This is a genomic window from Angustibacter peucedani, from assembly GCF_054779595.1.
In genome coordinates this window covers 1-15,595 of sequence record NZ_BAAGXY010000065.1, presented here as the reverse complement: position 1 = coordinate 15,595, position 15,595 = coordinate 1, and the positions used below count along the sequence as shown (strand labels likewise).

The following is a 15,595-nucleotide window of genomic DNA, read 5'->3' as shown; positions in this document are numbered from 1 at the left end:
GTCACCTGCGAAGGAGCCCGCCCCGTGCCCGTCCTCCCCGGCGCCGAGCCGTTCTCGCACGACGGTGGCGACACCGGGGTGCTGGTGTGCCACGGGTTCACCGGCTCCCCGCAGAGCCTGCGGCCGCTCGCGCAGCGCCTGGCCGACGACGGTCTGAGCGTCCGCCTGCCCCGCCTGCCCGGGCACGGCACCACCTGGCAGGAGATGAACCGCACCCGTTGGGCCGACTGGTACGCCGAGGTCGAGCGGGCGTTCGCCGAGCTCGTCGAGCGCTGCGACCGGGTCTTCGTGGCCGGCCTGTCCATGGGCGGCGCGCTGGCCCTGCGGGTGGCCGAGCTGCAGCCGGCGCGGGTGGCCGGCGTCGTGGTCGTCAACCCGTGCGTCACGCTGGGCGACCCGCGGCTGGCCGCGCTGCCGGTGCTCAAGCACCTGGTGCCCTCGCTCGGCGGGATCGCCTCCGACATCGCCCTGCCGGACGCCGTCGAACTGGCCTACGACCGCACGCCGCTCAAGGCCCTGCACTCGTTCGTGCAGGCCTGGCCGGACGTCGTCCGCGACCTGCCGCTGGTCACCCAGCCGCTGCTGCTGATGCGCTCGGCCCAGGACCACGTGGTGCCGGCCAAGAGCTCGGCGCTGGTGCTGTCGCGCGTGTCGAGCAAGGACGTCACCGAGCTGGTGCTCGAGAAGAGCTACCACGTCGCGACGCTCGACCACGACGCGCCGCTGGTCGAGGACCAGACCCTCGCCTTCGTCCGCCGCGTGACGGGGTGAGCCCCGTGCCTGCCGACCACGACCACCCGGGCGAGCGCGACGCCGACCTCGACGCCGCGTTCGCCGAGATCGTGGCGGGCTGGGACGACGTGGCCGTGGGTCCGGTGCCGTCGTGGCCGGCGTCCGAGGACGTCGACCCCGAGCCCGAGGCGCCCGAGGCCCCCGGCGCCCGCGAGGACCGCCGCACGCCGCCCACCTCGATGGACCAGCTGCGGCTCGAGCGCGACCGGGCCGACCAGCGCGAGCGGGGCGAGCCCCGCGACCGGCGGTCCGACGACCCGCCCGTGGTGCGCCCGGTCGAGCCGGTCGGCCCGCTGGCCGGCCCGCGCGAGCTCGGGCCCCGCGACTGGGAGCTCGCGGCCCAGCCGGAGGACCACTACGAGCCGCCCGAGCCGCCGCCGCTGCCGCGCGGCGACCTGACCGCCCAGCTCGCCTGGGCCGGGCTGCTGCTGGGCCCGGCGTTCCTGCTGTTCGCGGCCCTGTTCTGGCGCGACGTCGGCCGGCTGTGGGTGGCCGTGGCGGCTGCCGCGTTCGTCGGCGGCTTCGTCGCGCTCGTGGTCCGGCTGCCGCACTCGCGCGGCGAGGACGACGACGACGGCGCCGTCGTCTAGCGTCACCCCTGCGCCCTCGTGCGCCGCTGCCCGGGCGGGCGGCACCGGAGCACCACCGACCCGAAGGGACCCTTGTCGTGCCGTTCTCGGAGACCGTGCAGATCCGCGGCCACCTGCTCGACACCGGCGTGCTGTCGCGGTGCGTCGACGACGTCCGGTCGCTGGGCGGCGACTACGTCGTCGAGCGGCTCGACCTCGGCAAGGACCACGAGGACGAGTCGTACGCGCGCATCCGGGTGCAGACCGACGACGAGCAGGTGCTCGCCTCGATCCTCATGCGGCTCAACGCCCACGGGGTCAACCTCACCGACCCGGGCGAGCCGGTGCTGCGAGCGGTCGAGGCCGACGGCGTGTTCCCGTCCGACTTCTACTCGACGACGAACCTCGACACCCAGGTGCGCCTAGCCGGCCGCTGGGTCGACGTCGCGGGGCCCGAGATGGACTGCGGGCTGCTGGTCACCGAGGTCGACGGGGCGCCGCACGTGCGCACCGTGCCGGTCAGCGAGGTGGTCGTCGGCGACCAGATCGTCTGCGGCGCAACGGGTGTGCGGGTGATCCAGCCCAAGGCCGACCTCGTCGACGACGCCGAGGTGTTCGAGTTCATGAACTCCGAGGTCTCCAGCGAGAAGCCGCAGGCCCTGCTGGTGCGCCAGATCGCCGACGAGATGCGGGCGGTCAAGGAGGCCGGCAAGAAGGTGCTGTGGGTCGGCGGTCCGGCGGTCGTGCACACCGGTGCCGCGCCGGCCATGGTCGCGCTCGTCGAGGCCGGGTTCGTCGACGTCCTGTTCGGCGGCAACGCGATCGCGACGCACGACATCGAGTCCTCGATCTACGGCACGTCGCTCGGCGTCGACCTGTCGAAGGGTCGCGGGGTCGAGCACGGGCACGAGCACCACATCCGCGCGATCAACCAGATCCGCGCCGCGGGTTCGATCGCGGCCGCGGTCGAGCAGGGCGTGCTGACCTCGGGCGTCATGCACGCGCTGGTGCAGGGCGACAAGCAGTTCGTGCTCGTCGGCTCGGTGCGCGACGACGGCCCGCTGCCCGACGTCCACACCGACGTCATCGTGGGTCAGCGCAAGATGCGCGAGGCGCTCGACGGCGTGGGCTTCGCCATCATGGTCGCGACCATGCTGCACTCCGTGGCCACCGGGAACCTGCTGCCGGCGTCGATCCCGCTGGTGTGCGTCGACATCAACCCGGCGACGGTCACCAAGCTGGCCGACCGCGGCTCGTCCCAGGCCCGTGGTGTGGTCACCGACATCGGGCTCTTCCTCGAGCAGCTCGCGGGCGAGCTCAACCCGGGGTGGCGCGACCGGCTGCCGGGCTGAGCTCGACGTCGGCCACCAGCGGCAGGTGGTCGCTGGCGGCTCGCAGCACCGCGTCGTCCAGGCCGTCCGACGTCCCCGCCACCCGCAGGGTGCGCAGGGTCACGCCCTCCTGCAGCAGCACGGCGTCGATGCGTTGGCGCGGCGCACGCGCCGGGTAGGTGGCGCCCGGCGGCTGCCCGCCCGGGTCGACGGCGTCGTGCACCAGGTCGGCGAGCGCGGCCCAGGAAGGGCCGTCCGGGGGCTCGTTGAGGTCGCCCGCCACGACGTAGGGCGGGGCCGCCAGGTCGTGCAGCCGGCGCAGCACCCGCTGGGCGTGGTCGGCGCGCTCGGTCTCGCGCAGCGGCAGGTGCACGCTGACCGCGGTCAGCCGGCCGCCGTCCGAGTGCTCGACGGTGGCGAGGGCGTAGCCGCGGGTGCGGGTGAACCGGCCCGCGACGGGCAGCCGGCTCGCCTCCGCGCCGACGAGGTCCAGCCGCGGGTGCACGAGCACCGCGGTGCCACCCGAGCGGCGGGCGCCGGCCGCCGTCCGCAGCCCGGTCTCGACCGCGAGCCGGTGCAGCCGGTGCGCGTCGAACCACCGCCGCGGGGCCTCCTGCAGGCACAGGACGTCGGCCCGCAGCGAGCGCACGACGTGCGCCACGGCGTCGCGGTCGTCCAGCAGGTCGCGGACGTTGTAGCTCACCAGCCGCAGCCGCGACGGCCCGGATGGCGGCTCGGACGACGGCCCGGACGACGGCTGGTCAGGCACGGCGCGGACGGCGGCGCCGGCTGCGGCGCCGGCGGAAGAGGCGGGCGCCGTCGCGGGCCAGGTCGGCCGCCCCGATCATCCCGGCCTCGTTGCCGAGCTGCGCGCGCACCACGCGCGCCTCGGGCCGGAAGCCGCGACCGGTGAGGTGACGCCGGAACGCGTCGCGCGCCGGGCCGAGCAGCAGCTCGCCGGCCTCGCTGACCCCGCCGCCGATGACGAACAGCCCGGGGTCGAACGCCGCCGCGAGGTTGGCCAAGCCGACGCCGAGCCAGCGCCCGACGTCGTCGAAGAGCTCGCCGGCCGCGGGGTCGCCGTCCTTGGCCGCCTGCGTCACGAGCGGCCCGGTGATGCGGGTGGCGTCGCCGTCGACGAGCTGCAGCAGCCCGTGCGCGACCGGCGAGCGGGCGGCCGCGAGCTCGCGCGCCTCGCGCACCAGGGCGTTGCCGCTGGCGTACTGCTCCCAGCAGCCGCGGTTGCCGCACTCGCACCGGTGACCGCCCGGCACCACCTGCATGTGGCCGAACTCCCCCGCCACGCCGTAGCGGCCGCGGTAGAGCTGGCCGTCGAGCAGCACGCCGCCGCCGATGCCGGTGCCGAGGTTGACGCCGACGATCGACGACTCCCCTTGTCCCGCACCGAACCTGGCCTCGGCCCACAGCGCGGCGTTGGCGTCGTTCTCGACCGTCACCGGCAGGCCGATGCGTCGGTGCATGGCGTCGCGCAGGGGTTCGTGCCGCCACGACAGGTGCGGCGCGAACAGCACCGACGCGCGCGTGGCGTCGACGAAGCCGGCGGCGCCGATGCCGACCGCGATGGCCTCGCGGTGGTCTCGCAGCTCCTCGATCACCTCGGCGATGGTGTCCTCGACGACCTGCGGGCTCTGGCTGCGGTCCGGCGTCTCGCGCCGGGCCCGCCGCAGCACCCGGCCGTCGACGTCCACCAGCCCGGCGGCCACCTTGGTGCCGCCGATGTCGATCCCGATGGCCGGCCGCGACCAGATGGCCCGGGTGCTGCTCTCGGGCCGGGCCTCGCTCACGTGCGGCTCCGGGCCAGGTCGGCCGCCCCGATCATCCCGGCGGCGTTGCCCAGCGTGGCCGGCTCGACGCCGATGTCGGGCCGGTGCGAGCGACCGGTCAGCTGGCGACCGAGGGCGGTGCGCGCCGGGCCGATCAGCAGGTCGCCCGCCTCGACCACGCCCCCGCCGACGACGAAGAGCGCCGGGTCGAGCACCGCCGCGATCGACGCCATGCCCTCGCCGAGCCAGGTGCCGAGGTCCGACAGCAGCTCGGTGGCGGCGGGGTCGCCCTCGTGCGCCGCCTGCGTGATCATCTTGCCGCGCAACGCGTCCGGGTCACCGCCGCACAGCTCGACCAGCCGGCCCGCGTAGATGCTGCGCGAGGCCACCAGCTCGCGGCCCTGGCGCTCGAGCGCCGACCCGCTGGCGTACTGCTCCCAGCAGCCGCGGTTGCCGCAGCCGCACCGGACGCCGTCGGGCACCACGCGCACGTGGCCGAGCTCGCCACCCACGCCGACGTGGCCGCGCAGCAGCCGACCGTCGACGACGATCCCGCCGCCGAGTCCCGTGCCCACGGTGATGAGCACCGCGTCGTCGACGTCGCGCGCGGTGCCGAACGTGAACTCGCCCCAGGCCGCGGCGTTCGCGTCGTTCTCGATGACGACGGGCAGGCCGATCCGCTCGGCCAGGTCGGTCATCAGGGGCTCGTCGCGCCAGGCGAGGTTCGGCGCGAACAGCACCACGCCGGCCGTGGTGTCGACGAACCCGGCGGCGGCGACGCCCACCGCCGTGACCTCGTGGGCCTCGCGCAGCTCGCGGACGGCGTCGGTGACCTCGGTCTCGATGGCGCCCGGGTCGGACGCCGCGGTCTCGCGCCGCGTCGTCGCGACGAGCGTGCCGTCCTCGTCGACGACACCGGCGGCGATCTTGGTCCCGCCGATGTCGACCCCGATGGTCAGCCCCATGTCAGCCGTCCTCCCGCACCTGGTCGCGCACGTCGTCCTGCTCGTCCTCGTCGGGCTCGACGGGGATCGTGACGGTACGCGCCGCCCCCGCGCGCGGGGCGGGGTGGTCCGCGTCGCGGGACGACGGGTCGTGGGCCCCCGGCGTCGGCGGGCCGGCAGCACCCCGGGCCGCGAGGTCGTGCGAGAGCTCGCGCAGCGCGGCGGCGAACTGCTCGGCCGCCCCCAGCAGGTGCTCGACCACCTCGGGTCGCACCTGCTGCGCGGCCGCGAGCGCCCGGCACCAGGGGCAGTAGCGGCAGACCGAAGGCTGACCCGCCGTCTCGGGCTCGCCGGCGGCGCGGGCGTGGTCGGCGTGGTCGGCGTGGTGCTCGTGCGTCGTCGGCTCGTCCGGGCCGGGCGCGGCCTGCTGGCCGGCCCACCAGCCGCTCACCGCCTCGACCAGCCGGGCCGCCTCGTCGGCCGCCGTGCCCACCGGCTCGCGCGCCGCGCTCACGACGCGGGCCACTGGTCGGGGTCGCGCACGAAGCGCACGTGCAGCGCGCCGTCGCGCACCCGCGCGCCGGCGACCGTGCAGCGGCGCAGCACCGAGGGCAGCGCGACGACGCGGCGGTGACCGGCCACGCCGACGAGCAGGTCGTCGTCGCGACGGGCGAGGTCGACGTCCGCGGCGTGCACGAGCGGCAGCTCGAGCACGAGCAGGTAGCCCTCGCCGTCCGGCTCGACGCGCAGCGGCCGCGGCCGCACCGGGTCGGCCACGAGCGCCTCGACCCCCGCGCCGCCGTGCAGCGCGGCGCCGACCACGGCCAGCGCGTCGGGGCCGACCGGCTCGGCGGGCAGGTAGGGCACGGTCACCAGCGGCAGCGAGCCGAAGGACGAGCGCGCCTCGTCCAGCACGACCTGCTGGGCGTCGACCCAGCCCTGCTGCCAGGGTGACGCGTCCTGCCCGGGCACGACCCGGTTGGCGACCGCGCCGTCGACGGCGAAGTCCTGCAGGCTCAACGCGGTCAGCGTGCGGCGGGCCTCGGCGAGCACGACGGCCTCGGGGGTGAGCACCAGCCGCACCGACGTCGACGGCGCCCGCACGACGGCGAGCGCCTCGGCCAGCTGCCCGCGCAGCCGCAGCAGCGCGGCGCCGACCTCGCGCCCGGGCGTCGGCAGGCCCGCTGCGCGTCCCACGGCGGGCGCCAGGGTGCGGGCGAGGGCCCGCTGGCCGGGCAGCACGCGGTCGACGAGCCGGGTCAGCGCCTCGGGCAGGGCGAGCAGCCGCAGCGTCTCGGCCGTGGGCGCGCAGTCGACGACGACGAGGTCCCAGGGGCCGGCGGCCACCTGGTCGCGAAGCGCCAGCAGGGTCAGGACGTCGTCGGCACCGGGCAGCACCGTCAGCTCGGCGGCGTCCAGCGGCTCGACGCCGAGCACCTGCAGGACGTCGAGCAGGTAGGCCTGCACCGCGCCCCAGGTCTGCTGCAGCCGGTGGCCCGGGTCGACCTGCTGGGCCCACAGCCCCGGCTCGACCTCGGTGACGTCGTCCGGGGCGAGGGTGCGGCCGAGCGCGTCACCGAGCGAGTGCGCGGCGTCGGTCGAGAGCACCAGCGTCTTGACGCCGCTGCGCGCGGCGTGGACCGCCGTGGCCGCGGCCACGGTGGTCTTGCCGACGCCCCCCTTGCCGGTGAACAGGACGACGCGCACGTCGGGTCAGCCCTCGGCCCGCTTCTTCAGCTCCTGCAACGCGGTCGAGATGATGCTCTTCTCGGCCTTGCGCTTGAGCATGCCGAGCATCGGGATCTTGACGTCGACGGCCAGCTGGTAGGTGACCGTGGTGGGGCCGTCCTTGTCGCCCTCGAGCGTGTAGCTGCCGTCGAGCGCCTTGAGCACCTGCTCGGCCTCGACGAGGTTCCAGCTCACCGTGCCCGTGCCGGCCTTGGCGACCTTCCACGTGTAGTCCAGGACGTAGGTGTCCTTGATCGCCCCGGCGTCCAGCACGAAGCGCACCTGCTTCGCCCGCTGCGCAGCACCGGTCGAGAGCACCTCGGTGCGCTTCACGGCGCCGGTCCACTCGGGATAGGCGTCGAAGTCGGCGATGACCGCCAGGACCTGCGCCGGAGGGGCGTCGACGACGATGCTCGACTCGGTGCGGTCAGCCATGCGGGAGCCTCTCTGCGGCGCGGCGCGACGGGCGTTCGGGACGCTCGTCGCGGGACGACCCGAAGGCTACCCCGCAGCACCGGGCAGCTCAGAGCACGAGGCCGACGAGTCCCATCACCAGGACGAGCAGCAGGCTGGCCGCACCGATCGCTCCGGCCACCCAGACCACCTTGCCGCCCGGGGTCGTGGGCAGCTTGGACCACCACGGCGGCAGCGCCTTGCTCGTGGTCGAGAGCTCGGCGAGCATCCGCTCGGCGATCCGGTCGACCTCGCCCGGGGGCAGCGCGCTGCCCTCGGGCGGCGCGGGCAGCCCGGACGACGCCTCGGCCGCCGGCGGCGCCGCGGGCTCCAGCTGGGGCCCGGGCTCCGGCTCGGGCTCGGGCTCCGGCTCGGGCTCCGGCTGCGGGGCCAGCGAGGCGTAGCACTGCAGGCACCAGGGCACGTCGTGGCGCACCGTCGCGCCGCACGACGGGCACGTCGTCGGCGGGTCGGTGGGCTGCTCGGAACCGAGCTCGGGTCCGGTCATGGCGTCAGGACTCATCCCCGCGGTGATCGGCAGCCCCGGCGGGCGCCTTGAGCGCGGGCACGGGCGTGCCGGGCCGTCGTCCGTGCTCGAGGTCGTCCTTGAGGCCATGCACGACCCGCTTCCAGGCCTGGGCCCGGGCGGCGCGCTCGCGGGCCGCCCAGCGCCAGGCGGCCGGGCCCTCGCCGGGCGCGGGCGCCGGGGCGGGGTCGAGCCGCAGGAAGCAGTGCACCAGCACGCCGTCGCCCCACGGCTCGAGCCAGACCTCGGCCGTGCCCACCAGCGCGCCGTCCACCCGCCACTGGCGGCCCTTGGGCCCGCGGTCGCGGGTCGTGGTGAGCGCGAGGTCGGGCCACCACCGCGCCCAGCGGCGCTCGTCGGCGACCACCGCGGCCACGGCGGCCGGGTCGGCGGCGACGAACGTGTCGTCGACCAGGTCGATGAGCGCCACGGCCCCAGCATGCTGCATCCCGGGGGCTGGGCCGGTCGAGGGAGGCGGTGGTGCCACCGCGGTCCGGGCTGGGATGATGTGGATCAACACGGTGCACCTCGCCCCTACCGGTCGGTAGGGTCTAGCGAACACCCAGGTCCCGAGGAGGCGCCCCCGTGCCCGAGTTCTCCGTCCCCGCCCTCGTCGCCGAGCCGACGACCGGGAACACCAGCTCGCTCGTCGTCAAGCACGCGGAGCAGGACCCGGGGCTCGTGCTGTTCAGCCGCCGGGTCGACGGCCGCTGGCAGGACGTCACCGCCGCCGAGTTCGCCGGCGAGGTCGAGGCGCTGGCCCGCGGCCTGGTCGCGGCCGGGGTCGACGCGGGCGACCGCGTGGCCCTGATGAGCAAGACCCGCTACGAGTGGACCCTCGTCGACTTCGCCATCTGGTCGGTCGGCGCCGTCACCGTGCCGATCTACGAGACGTCGTCCGCCGAGCAGGTGTCGTGGATCCTCGGCGACTCCGGCGCGGTCGCGTGCGTGGTCGAGACGGCGGCGCACGCCAAGACCGTCGGGTCGGTGCGCGGCGAGATCAGCACCCTGAAGGACGTCTGGCAGATCGAGGCCGGCGGCCTCGACGACCTCGTCAAGGCCGGCGCGGACGTCGACGCCTCGGCGGTCGCCGAGCGCCGCGAGGCCGCTCGCCCGTCCGACCTCGCGACCCTCATCTACACCTCGGGCACGACCGGGCGGCCCAAGGGCTGCGAGCTGACGCACCTGAACTTCATGGCGCTCACCGACAACGCGGTGGCCCGCCTCGGCCAGGTCGTCAACGCGCAGGGCGCCTCGACCCTGCTGTTCCTGCCGCTGGCGCACGTGTTCGCCCGGTTCATCCAGGTGCTGACCATCAGCGCCGGCGCGCGCCTGGGCCACACGGCCGACATCAAGAACCTGCTCGACGACCTCGCGGAGTTCAAGCCGACGTTCCTGCTGTCGGTGCCGCGCGTGTTCGAGAAGATCTACAACTCGGCCGAGGCCAAGGCCGAGGCCGGCGGCAAGGGCAAGATCTTCGCCGCCGCGGCCGACAGCGCGATCGCGTGGAGCAAGGCGCAGGACACCGGCGGCGGCGGGCTCGGCCTGCGGCTCAAGCACGGCGTCTTCGACAAGCTGGTCTACGCCAAGCTGCGCGAGGCGATGGGCGGCGAGGTGCAGTACGCGGTCTCCGGCGGCGCGCCCCTCGGCGAGCGGCTCGGCCACTTCTTCCGCGGGGCGGGCGTCACGGTGCTCGAGGGCTACGGCCTGACCGAGACCACCGCGCCGAGCACCGTCAACACCCCCGAGCTGATCAAGGTCGGCACCGTCGGCCCGCCGCTGCCCGGCGTCTCGATCAAGATCGCGGACGACGGCGAGATCCTCATCAAGGGCCCGCACGTCCTGCGCGGCTACTGGAACAACCCCGACGCGACGGCGGAGGCCATCACCGGCGGCTGGTTCCACACCGGCGACCTCGGCTCGCTGGACTCCGACGGCGCGCTGACCATCACCGGCCGCAAGAAGGAGATCCTGGTGACGGCCGGCGGCAAGAACGTCGCGCCCGCCGTGCTCGAGGACCGCATCCGCGCGCACCCGCTGGTGTCGCAGTGCATCGTCGTCGGCGACCAGAAGCCGTTCATCGGCGCGCTGATCACCCTCGACGACGAGATGCTCCCGGTCTGGCTGAGCAACAACGGCCTTCCGGCCATGGACGTCGAGTCGGCGGCCGAGGACGAGAAGGTCGCGGCCGAGATCCAGCGGGCCGTCGACGACGCGAACAAGGCGGTGAGCAAGGCCGAGTCGATCCGCAAGTTCCGGATCCTGCCGGTCGACTTCACCGAGGAGTCCGGCTACCTCACGCCGTCGCTGAAGCTCAAGCGCGCTGTGGTGATGAAGGACTTCGGCGACCAGGTCGAGGAGCTCTACCGCTGAACCGCCTCGCCCCCCGCCCGGCCGCCGTCTGCTTCCTGGTCGTCTGGCTCGGGTACTTCACCGCGCTGCAGTGGAGCGTCGTCCGGTACCGGCTGGCCATCGTGGTCGTCCTGACCTCGGCGGCCGTGCTGCTGGCGACCGCGCTGGTGCGCCGCTGGACGCTCCCCGACGTCCCGCGGCCGGTGCTGGGCGCAGGACTGCTGGTCAGCGCCGTGGTCGCCGAGGCGGTGCCGTTCTTCAGCCACGTCTCCCCCGGCGAGCGCCGGGTGCTCGCCCACGTCGTCGCCGCGGTCACGGTGCTGGCCGCGGCCGCGCTGCTGCTGCCCGGGCGCCGCGGGCTGGTCGCCTCCGCCGCCGTGGCGGTGGCCGGCGTCGTGGCGGTCTCGGTCGCGGCGGTGCTGCTCGACCCCGCACCCCGGATCGACGTCTGGGTCACGCTGCAGCAGGCGGCGGACGGCATGGCCCACGGGCAGAACATCTACGCGATGACCTGGCACGGCTCCCCCGGCATCCAGGACGCCTTCACCTACCTGCCCTGGACCGCGGTGCTGCTCGCGCCCGGGCGCTGGCTCGTGGGCGACGTCCGGTGGGCGCTGCTGGTGGCGACGCTGGTCGGGCTGGCCTGCCTGTGGGCGCTGGGCGGCGGACGTCGGCGGGCGACCCCCGTGGCGCTGGCCGCGGTGACGCTGCTCGCCCTGGCCCCCGGCACCGTCACCCAGGCCGAGCAGGCCTGGACCGAGCCGCTGCTGCTGGCCTGCCTGGCCGGGTGGGCCCTGCTGGTGCAGCGCGAGCGGGCGTGGTGGGCGGTCGTCCCGCTGGCGCTGGGCTGCGCGAGCAAGCAGCACCTGGTGCTGCTGCTGCCGGTGCTCGCCTGCTGGGCGCCGTTCGGGTTCCGGCGCGCCGTCGCCACCGGCGGGCTGGCCGGGGCGCTGGTGCTGCCGTGGTTCCTCGCCTCGCCGGCCGACTTCTGGCACGACACGGTCTCGCTGCTCGTCGGCTTCCACCCGATCCGGTTCGCCAACACCTGGTTCATCGCGGCGCGCACCGAGCTCGACCGCACGCCGCCGTTCTGGCTGACCGGCCTGGTGGTGCTGGCCACGCTGGGCGCCGCGTGCTGGGCGGTGCGGCGCCGGCGTCCGGCCCTGCCCGAGCTGGCCGGCTGGCTGGCGCTGGTGCTGCTGGCCGCGAACCTGGTCAACAAGCAGGCGTTCTACAACCAGTACTGGTTGGTGGGGGCGCTGGTCGCGGTCGGGCTCGCCGCCACGGGCGCGCCGGCCGCCCCCGCCCCCGCCGCCGCTCAGCCCAGCAGTCGCGGGACGGGCTGACCGGCGAGCAGGGCCTGCAGCCGCTGCGCGAGGTCGTCCCAGCGCCACTGCTGCGCCACCCACGCGCGGCCGCGCTCGCCGAAGCGCCGGGCCAGCTCGCGGTCCTCGAGCAGGGTGGCGCACCGGTCGGCGACGGCGTCGACCGAGCGGCCCGGCACGACGAACCCGTTCTCGCCGTCCAGCACCGCGTCCGGCGCGCCGCCCGAGTCGCCGACGACGACGGGCAGCCCCGTGGCCGCGGCCTCGAGGTAGCAGATGCCCAGCGCCTCGGGCTCGAGCCCGCCGAGGCGCGTGCGCGTCGGCATGGCGAAGACGTCGCCGGCGTCGAAGTAGGCCGGCGTCCGGTCCCACGGCACGCGACCGGCCAGCACGACGTCCTGCTCCAGGCCGAGGGCGCGCACGCGTTTCTCGACCGCGCCGCGGTGCGGTCCGTCGCCGACGAGCAGCAGCGCCGCGCCCGGAACCCGGCGACGGATCGCGGGCAGCGCCTCGACGAGGACGTCCTGACCCTTGCGCGCGACCATCCGCGACACGCAGACCACGACCGGCCGGTCGCCCAGGCCGTGCTGCTCGCGCACGGCGGCCCCGCCGGCCCCGGGTCGGAACGTCGCGTCGTCGACGCCGGGCGTCAGCTGGCGCATCCGTTCTCGCGCAGCGGGTGTGAGCGGTCGCTCGATGCGCGAGCGGCAGAACTCGCCGAGGAAGGTCAGGGTGTCGTTGCGCTCGCCGATCTGGCGCAGGAGCGACCGCGCGCCCGGCACGCTCGACCACCAGATCTCGTGGCCGTGCGTGGTCGCGACGGTGTGCTCGACACCGGCGGCGCGCAGGGTCGGGGCCATCAGGCCGAGCGGCGCGGCCGCGCCGAACCACACGCGGTCGCAGCCGCGGCTTCGGGCCAGACCCGCTGCGCGGCGGGCGATCTGGGGCGTCGGCACCATGAGCCGGCTCGGGTCGCGGACGACCTCGAACGGCAACGACGCGTCGAACGCGCGGTCGCCGGGCTGGCGCGCGGTGTGGACGACGACGTCGTCCGCGGGCAGCCGTTGCGCCAGCGCGAGCACCATCGACTCGATGCCGCCGGTGCGCGGCGGGAAGTCGTTGGTGACGACAAGCGTGCGTCCGGTGGCCACGGCCCGACCCTACGGGGCGCCGGACGGCACGGCCGCCGGGCCCGGCACGCCGTGCTGCTGCGCCCACGCGCGGGCGAGCGCGACCCGCCAGGACGACGACGGGTGCGTCTCGAACAGCAGCTCGCGGTACCAGCGCGGCGACACGTCGCTGATGTTCTGCACCGCGAGCTGGCGCTGCATCAGCGCGACGGTGCGCGGGTCGCGCGTCAGGTCGAGCGCGTGGACGTCGGCCCGGGCCTCGATCCGGCGCGAGACGAGGTTCGTCACCGGTGCGGCGGCCACCGTGCCCAGCGCCAGCACCGCCAGCAGGAACGCCACCGCCCGCGGGTCGCCGAGCCCGCGGCGCTCGTCCAGGCCGAGGCGCCGGCCCCAGCCACGACGCCGGGTCACCAGCGCTAGCGCCACGACGGCCCAGGCCGCGCCGAGCGCGCCGAGCGCGGTGCCGGTGCGGACGTCGTGGGCGGCGACGTGGCCGAGCTCGTGCGCCACGACCTGCTCGACCTCTGCCGGGCTCGCGCGCTGCAGCAGGGTGTCGTAGACGACGAGCCGGCGCGTGCCGCCCAGCCCCGAGACGTAGGCGTTCTCGGCCGTCGTCCGGCGCGAGGCGTCCGCCACCAGCACGTCGCGCACCGGCTGCCCGTCGCGGGCGGCGAGGTCGAGCAGCGCCGTCCGCTGCGCGCCGGCGGCCATCGGCCGGAAGTCGTTGCTCAGCGGCTCGACGAGCACGGGGTAGAGCGCGGAGCCGGCGACGACGAGCAGGGCGGCGAGCGCTGCTCCGGGCAGCCACCAGCCGCGCGGCCACCGCCGCGCGAGCGCGACCAGCACCACCAGGGCCAGCGAGGTCACGACGGCCGTGACGGCGGTGCCGCGCAGCAGGTCGACCGTCCACGACCCCCAGTCCTGGGTCGAGAGCCGGTACCGCCGCAGCACCACCTCGGCGGCCACCGAGAACGGCAGGGCGACGAGCACCGAGACGGCCGAGAGCACGACGGTGCCAGCGACGACCGTCGCCGGCCACGAGCCGCCCAGCAGCCGCCCGGCCCGGCCGACCAGCCGCGCGCCCAGCCGGGTCAGGCCGAGCCCGGCCGTGACGAGCAGGACGACGACGAAGCGGGGGTAGGTCCACACCCGCAGCGCCGCGTGGAAGTCGGTGTCGCGGGCGCGCTGCGCGGCACTGAAGTCGGCGGCCGGGCTCGGGTCCACCGCGGGCGGGCCGGACCACGCGGTCCACGGCACGAGCAGGGCGGCGGTGACGAGCAGCGCGACCGTGAGCAGGGCCAGCAGCAGCCAGGGGGCGCGGTCGAGCCGCCGCGACCTCACGCGCGGGCGAGCTGGTCGAGGTAGCGGCGCCAGTCCGCCGTGAACCCCTGCTCGCTGCGCCCCAGGACGGCGGGGAACGCCGACCTCAGCTGCGCGTCGGGGTCGGGGGCGGTGCCCGGCCGGGTGCTGGCCGCGCGGCGGTAGAGCGCGACCAGCTTGCTGGTGCCGTAGGTGTCGGCGATCAGCGAGCAGGCCAGCCAGGACGCCGAGTACGAGGGGGCGATCGTCGTCCGGGTGGGGTCGAAGTCGGCGGTGGTCGGCAGGGTGCGCGGCGCGTGCCCGGCCCGCACCTGGGCCAGCAGGTCGCCCGCCCCGACCCGGCGGGTGACGCCGGTGCCGCGGTAGCCGACGAAGTCCGCGAAGCCCTCCGACAGCCAGATCGGCACGCTGGTGGCGGTGCTCTGCCGCACCGCGACATGCGTCATCTCGTGGGTCAGGACGACGCGGCGCCCGGTGGCGCCGAGCCGGGCGAAGGCGCCCGGGTTGATGACGACGCGGTCGTTGCCGGCGCGGCCGGTGGTGGCGTCGGTGCTCTCGCCGCCGAGGTCGCCCGTGGTGACGGCGGCGACCTGGCTCAGGCCGTCCTTGCTGCGCAGCAGCAGCTGGCCGAACTCGGCCTGGGTGCGTGGCGCGACCAGCACGGCGTGCCGCGACCACGCCCGGCCCCACACCTCGCTGACCCGGGCGACGGCGCGGTCGCCGGCCTCGGCGTACAGGCCGAGCGTCGAGGGGGACGCCGTGCCGATGACCAGCACCCGGTCGCCGCGGGCCACGCGCACCCGGCCGAGGTCCCACGGCTGGGGCGCGGTGCCGCCGTCCTCGGTGGAGGCGATGAACCAGGCGCTGCCGCGCCGCACGACGGTGAGGTACTGCTCGACGTCCGAGGACGTCGTGTCGTAGCCGCGCAGGCGGTACCCGGCCAGCACCCGCGCCACCCACACCTCGCCGCCCAGCTGCGCGACCCGCTGGGACGACAGGTCGGGGGCCCGACCGAGGTACTGGTAGGTCCAGTCGCGGAACGGCACGGCGCGCAGGTTGTCGAACACCGCCCCCTGCTCGTCGCGGAACGTCGTGCTCTGCGGGTCGACCGTGGCCAGCCAGGCGTCGCGGTCGTGGTCGAGCACCGCACGGCGCCGGGCGTCGAGCACGGCGGTCAGGGCGTCCAGCTGCTGCTGGTCGCGGTCGGGCGCACCGACCGACGGCGAGGCGGCGGACGGCGAGCTGCCCGGGGTCGGCGTGCCGCCGTCGTGGCGCTGCCAGGCCGCGGCACCGAGCCCGGCCGCGACGACGGCGAGGACGGCCGCGACCGCGAGGGCGGCG

General features: G+C 75.8%; 16 protein-coding genes. 5 read left to right on the top strand and 11 right to left on the bottom strand.

Annotation, left to right across the window (positions count from 1 at the left end; translation table 11 throughout):
• Positions 1-24: 24 nt before the first annotated feature.
• The 3 genes from ACYVJ4_RS12535 (at position 25) to ACYVJ4_RS12525 (ending at position 2,713) form a co-directional block, all read left to right on the top strand.
• A complete protein-coding gene (locus ACYVJ4_RS12535; protein WP_460460466.1) occupies positions 25-771 on the top strand; it encodes an alpha/beta hydrolase in 747 nt (248 codons plus the stop codon).
• A complete protein-coding gene (locus ACYVJ4_RS12530) occupies positions 768-1,382 on the top strand; it encodes a hypothetical protein (RefSeq protein WP_460460465.1) in 615 nt (204 codons plus the stop codon). The genes ACYVJ4_RS12535 and ACYVJ4_RS12530 overlap by 4 nt, the downstream gene beginning before the upstream one ends.
• Before the next feature lie 77 nt (positions 1,383-1,459).
• Positions 1,460-2,713 carry an ornithine cyclodeaminase, nickel-pincer nucleotide-dependent gene (locus tag ACYVJ4_RS12525; protein WP_460460464.1) on the top strand — a complete coding sequence of 418 codons (1,254 nt, stop codon included), beginning with the start codon at positions 1,460-1,462 and terminating at the stop codon, positions 2,711-2,713.
• Here the strand turns inward: ACYVJ4_RS12525 and ACYVJ4_RS12520 are convergent.
• The 8 genes from ACYVJ4_RS12520 to ACYVJ4_RS12485 form a co-directional block, all read right to left on the bottom strand.
• Positions 2,679-3,461, bottom strand: a complete 783-nt coding sequence (locus ACYVJ4_RS12520; RefSeq protein ID WP_460460463.1) for an endonuclease/exonuclease/phosphatase family protein — start codon at positions 3,459-3,461, stop codon at positions 2,679-2,681. The genes ACYVJ4_RS12525 and ACYVJ4_RS12520 overlap by 35 nt on opposite strands.
• Positions 3,454-4,497, bottom strand: coding sequence for an ROK family glucokinase (locus ACYVJ4_RS12515; RefSeq protein ID WP_460460462.1), 1,044 nt, complete (start codon positions 4,495-4,497; stop codon positions 3,454-3,456). The genes ACYVJ4_RS12520 and ACYVJ4_RS12515 overlap by 8 nt, the downstream gene beginning before the upstream one ends.
• A complete protein-coding gene (locus ACYVJ4_RS12510; RefSeq protein WP_460460461.1) occupies positions 4,494-5,441 on the bottom strand; it encodes an ROK family glucokinase in 948 nt (315 codons plus the stop codon). The genes ACYVJ4_RS12515 and ACYVJ4_RS12510 overlap by 4 nt, the downstream gene beginning before the upstream one ends.
• A gap of 1 nt (position 5,442) precedes the next feature.
• Entirely contained in the window at positions 5,443-5,934 is a 492-nt protein-coding gene (locus tag ACYVJ4_RS12505) for a hypothetical protein (RefSeq protein WP_460460460.1), read from the bottom strand.
• Positions 5,931-7,127, bottom strand: a complete 1,197-nt coding sequence (locus ACYVJ4_RS12500; protein ID WP_460460459.1) for an ArsA family ATPase — start codon at positions 7,125-7,127, stop codon at positions 5,931-5,933. The genes ACYVJ4_RS12505 and ACYVJ4_RS12500 overlap by 4 nt, the downstream gene beginning before the upstream one ends.
• A gap of 6 nt (positions 7,128-7,133) precedes the next feature.
• Entirely contained in the window at positions 7,134-7,583 is a 450-nt protein-coding gene (locus ACYVJ4_RS12495) for an SRPBCC family protein (protein ID WP_460460458.1), read from the bottom strand.
• Between the two features lie 88 nt (positions 7,584-7,671).
• Positions 7,672-8,109 carry a hypothetical protein gene (locus tag ACYVJ4_RS12490; RefSeq protein WP_460460457.1) on the bottom strand — a complete coding sequence of 146 codons (438 nt, stop codon included), beginning with the start codon at positions 8,107-8,109 and terminating at the stop codon, positions 7,672-7,674.
• A 4-nt stretch (positions 8,110-8,113) separates the two neighbouring features.
• A complete protein-coding gene (locus ACYVJ4_RS12485) occupies positions 8,114-8,557 on the bottom strand; it encodes a polyketide cyclase / dehydrase and lipid transport (protein WP_460460456.1) in 444 nt (147 codons plus the stop codon).
• 155 nt (positions 8,558-8,712) lie between these two features.
• Here ACYVJ4_RS12485 and ACYVJ4_RS12480 point away from each other — a divergent pair, with 155 nt between their 5' ends.
• Entirely contained in the window at positions 8,713-10,500 is a 1,788-nt protein-coding gene (locus ACYVJ4_RS12480; protein ID WP_460460455.1) for an AMP-dependent synthetase/ligase, read from the top strand.
• A gap of 101 nt (positions 10,501-10,601) precedes the next feature.
• Positions 10,602-11,825, top strand: a complete 1,224-nt coding sequence (locus ACYVJ4_RS12475; protein WP_460460454.1) for a hypothetical protein — start codon at positions 10,602-10,604, stop codon at positions 11,823-11,825.
• On the opposite strand, the gene ACYVJ4_RS12470 is transcribed toward ACYVJ4_RS12475, so the two are convergent.
• The 3 genes from ACYVJ4_RS12470 to ACYVJ4_RS12460 all read right to left on the bottom strand — a co-directional run.
• Entirely contained in the window at positions 11,798-12,955 is a 1,158-nt protein-coding gene (locus ACYVJ4_RS12470) for a glycosyltransferase family 4 protein (RefSeq protein ID WP_460460453.1), read from the bottom strand. The genes ACYVJ4_RS12475 and ACYVJ4_RS12470 overlap by 28 nt on opposite strands.
• Before the next feature lie 9 nt (positions 12,956-12,964).
• Positions 12,965-14,275 carry a M48 family metalloprotease gene (locus tag ACYVJ4_RS12465; RefSeq protein ID WP_460460452.1) on the bottom strand — a complete coding sequence of 437 codons (1,311 nt, stop codon included), beginning with the start codon at positions 14,273-14,275 and terminating at the stop codon, positions 12,965-12,967.
• A partial coding sequence (locus tag ACYVJ4_RS12460; protein ID WP_460460451.1) for a hypothetical protein occupies positions 14,272-15,595 on the bottom strand: 1,324 nt, incomplete at its 5' end. The genes ACYVJ4_RS12465 and ACYVJ4_RS12460, both read right to left, overlap by 4 nt.

Bases quoted from the DNA above. Each gene is read 5' to 3' on its own strand.
- ACYVJ4_RS12510 (WP_460460461.1), bottom strand. From the start codon at position 5,441: ATGGGGCTGACCATCGGGGTCGACATCGGCGGGACCAAGATCGCCGCC.
- ACYVJ4_RS12495 (WP_460460458.1), bottom strand. From the start codon at position 7,583: ATGGCTGACCGCACCGAGTCGAGCATCGTCGTCGACGCCCCTCCGGCG.
- ACYVJ4_RS12490 (WP_460460457.1), bottom strand. From the start codon at position 8,109: ATGACCGGACCCGAGCTCGGTTCCGAGCAGCCCACCGACCCGCCGACG.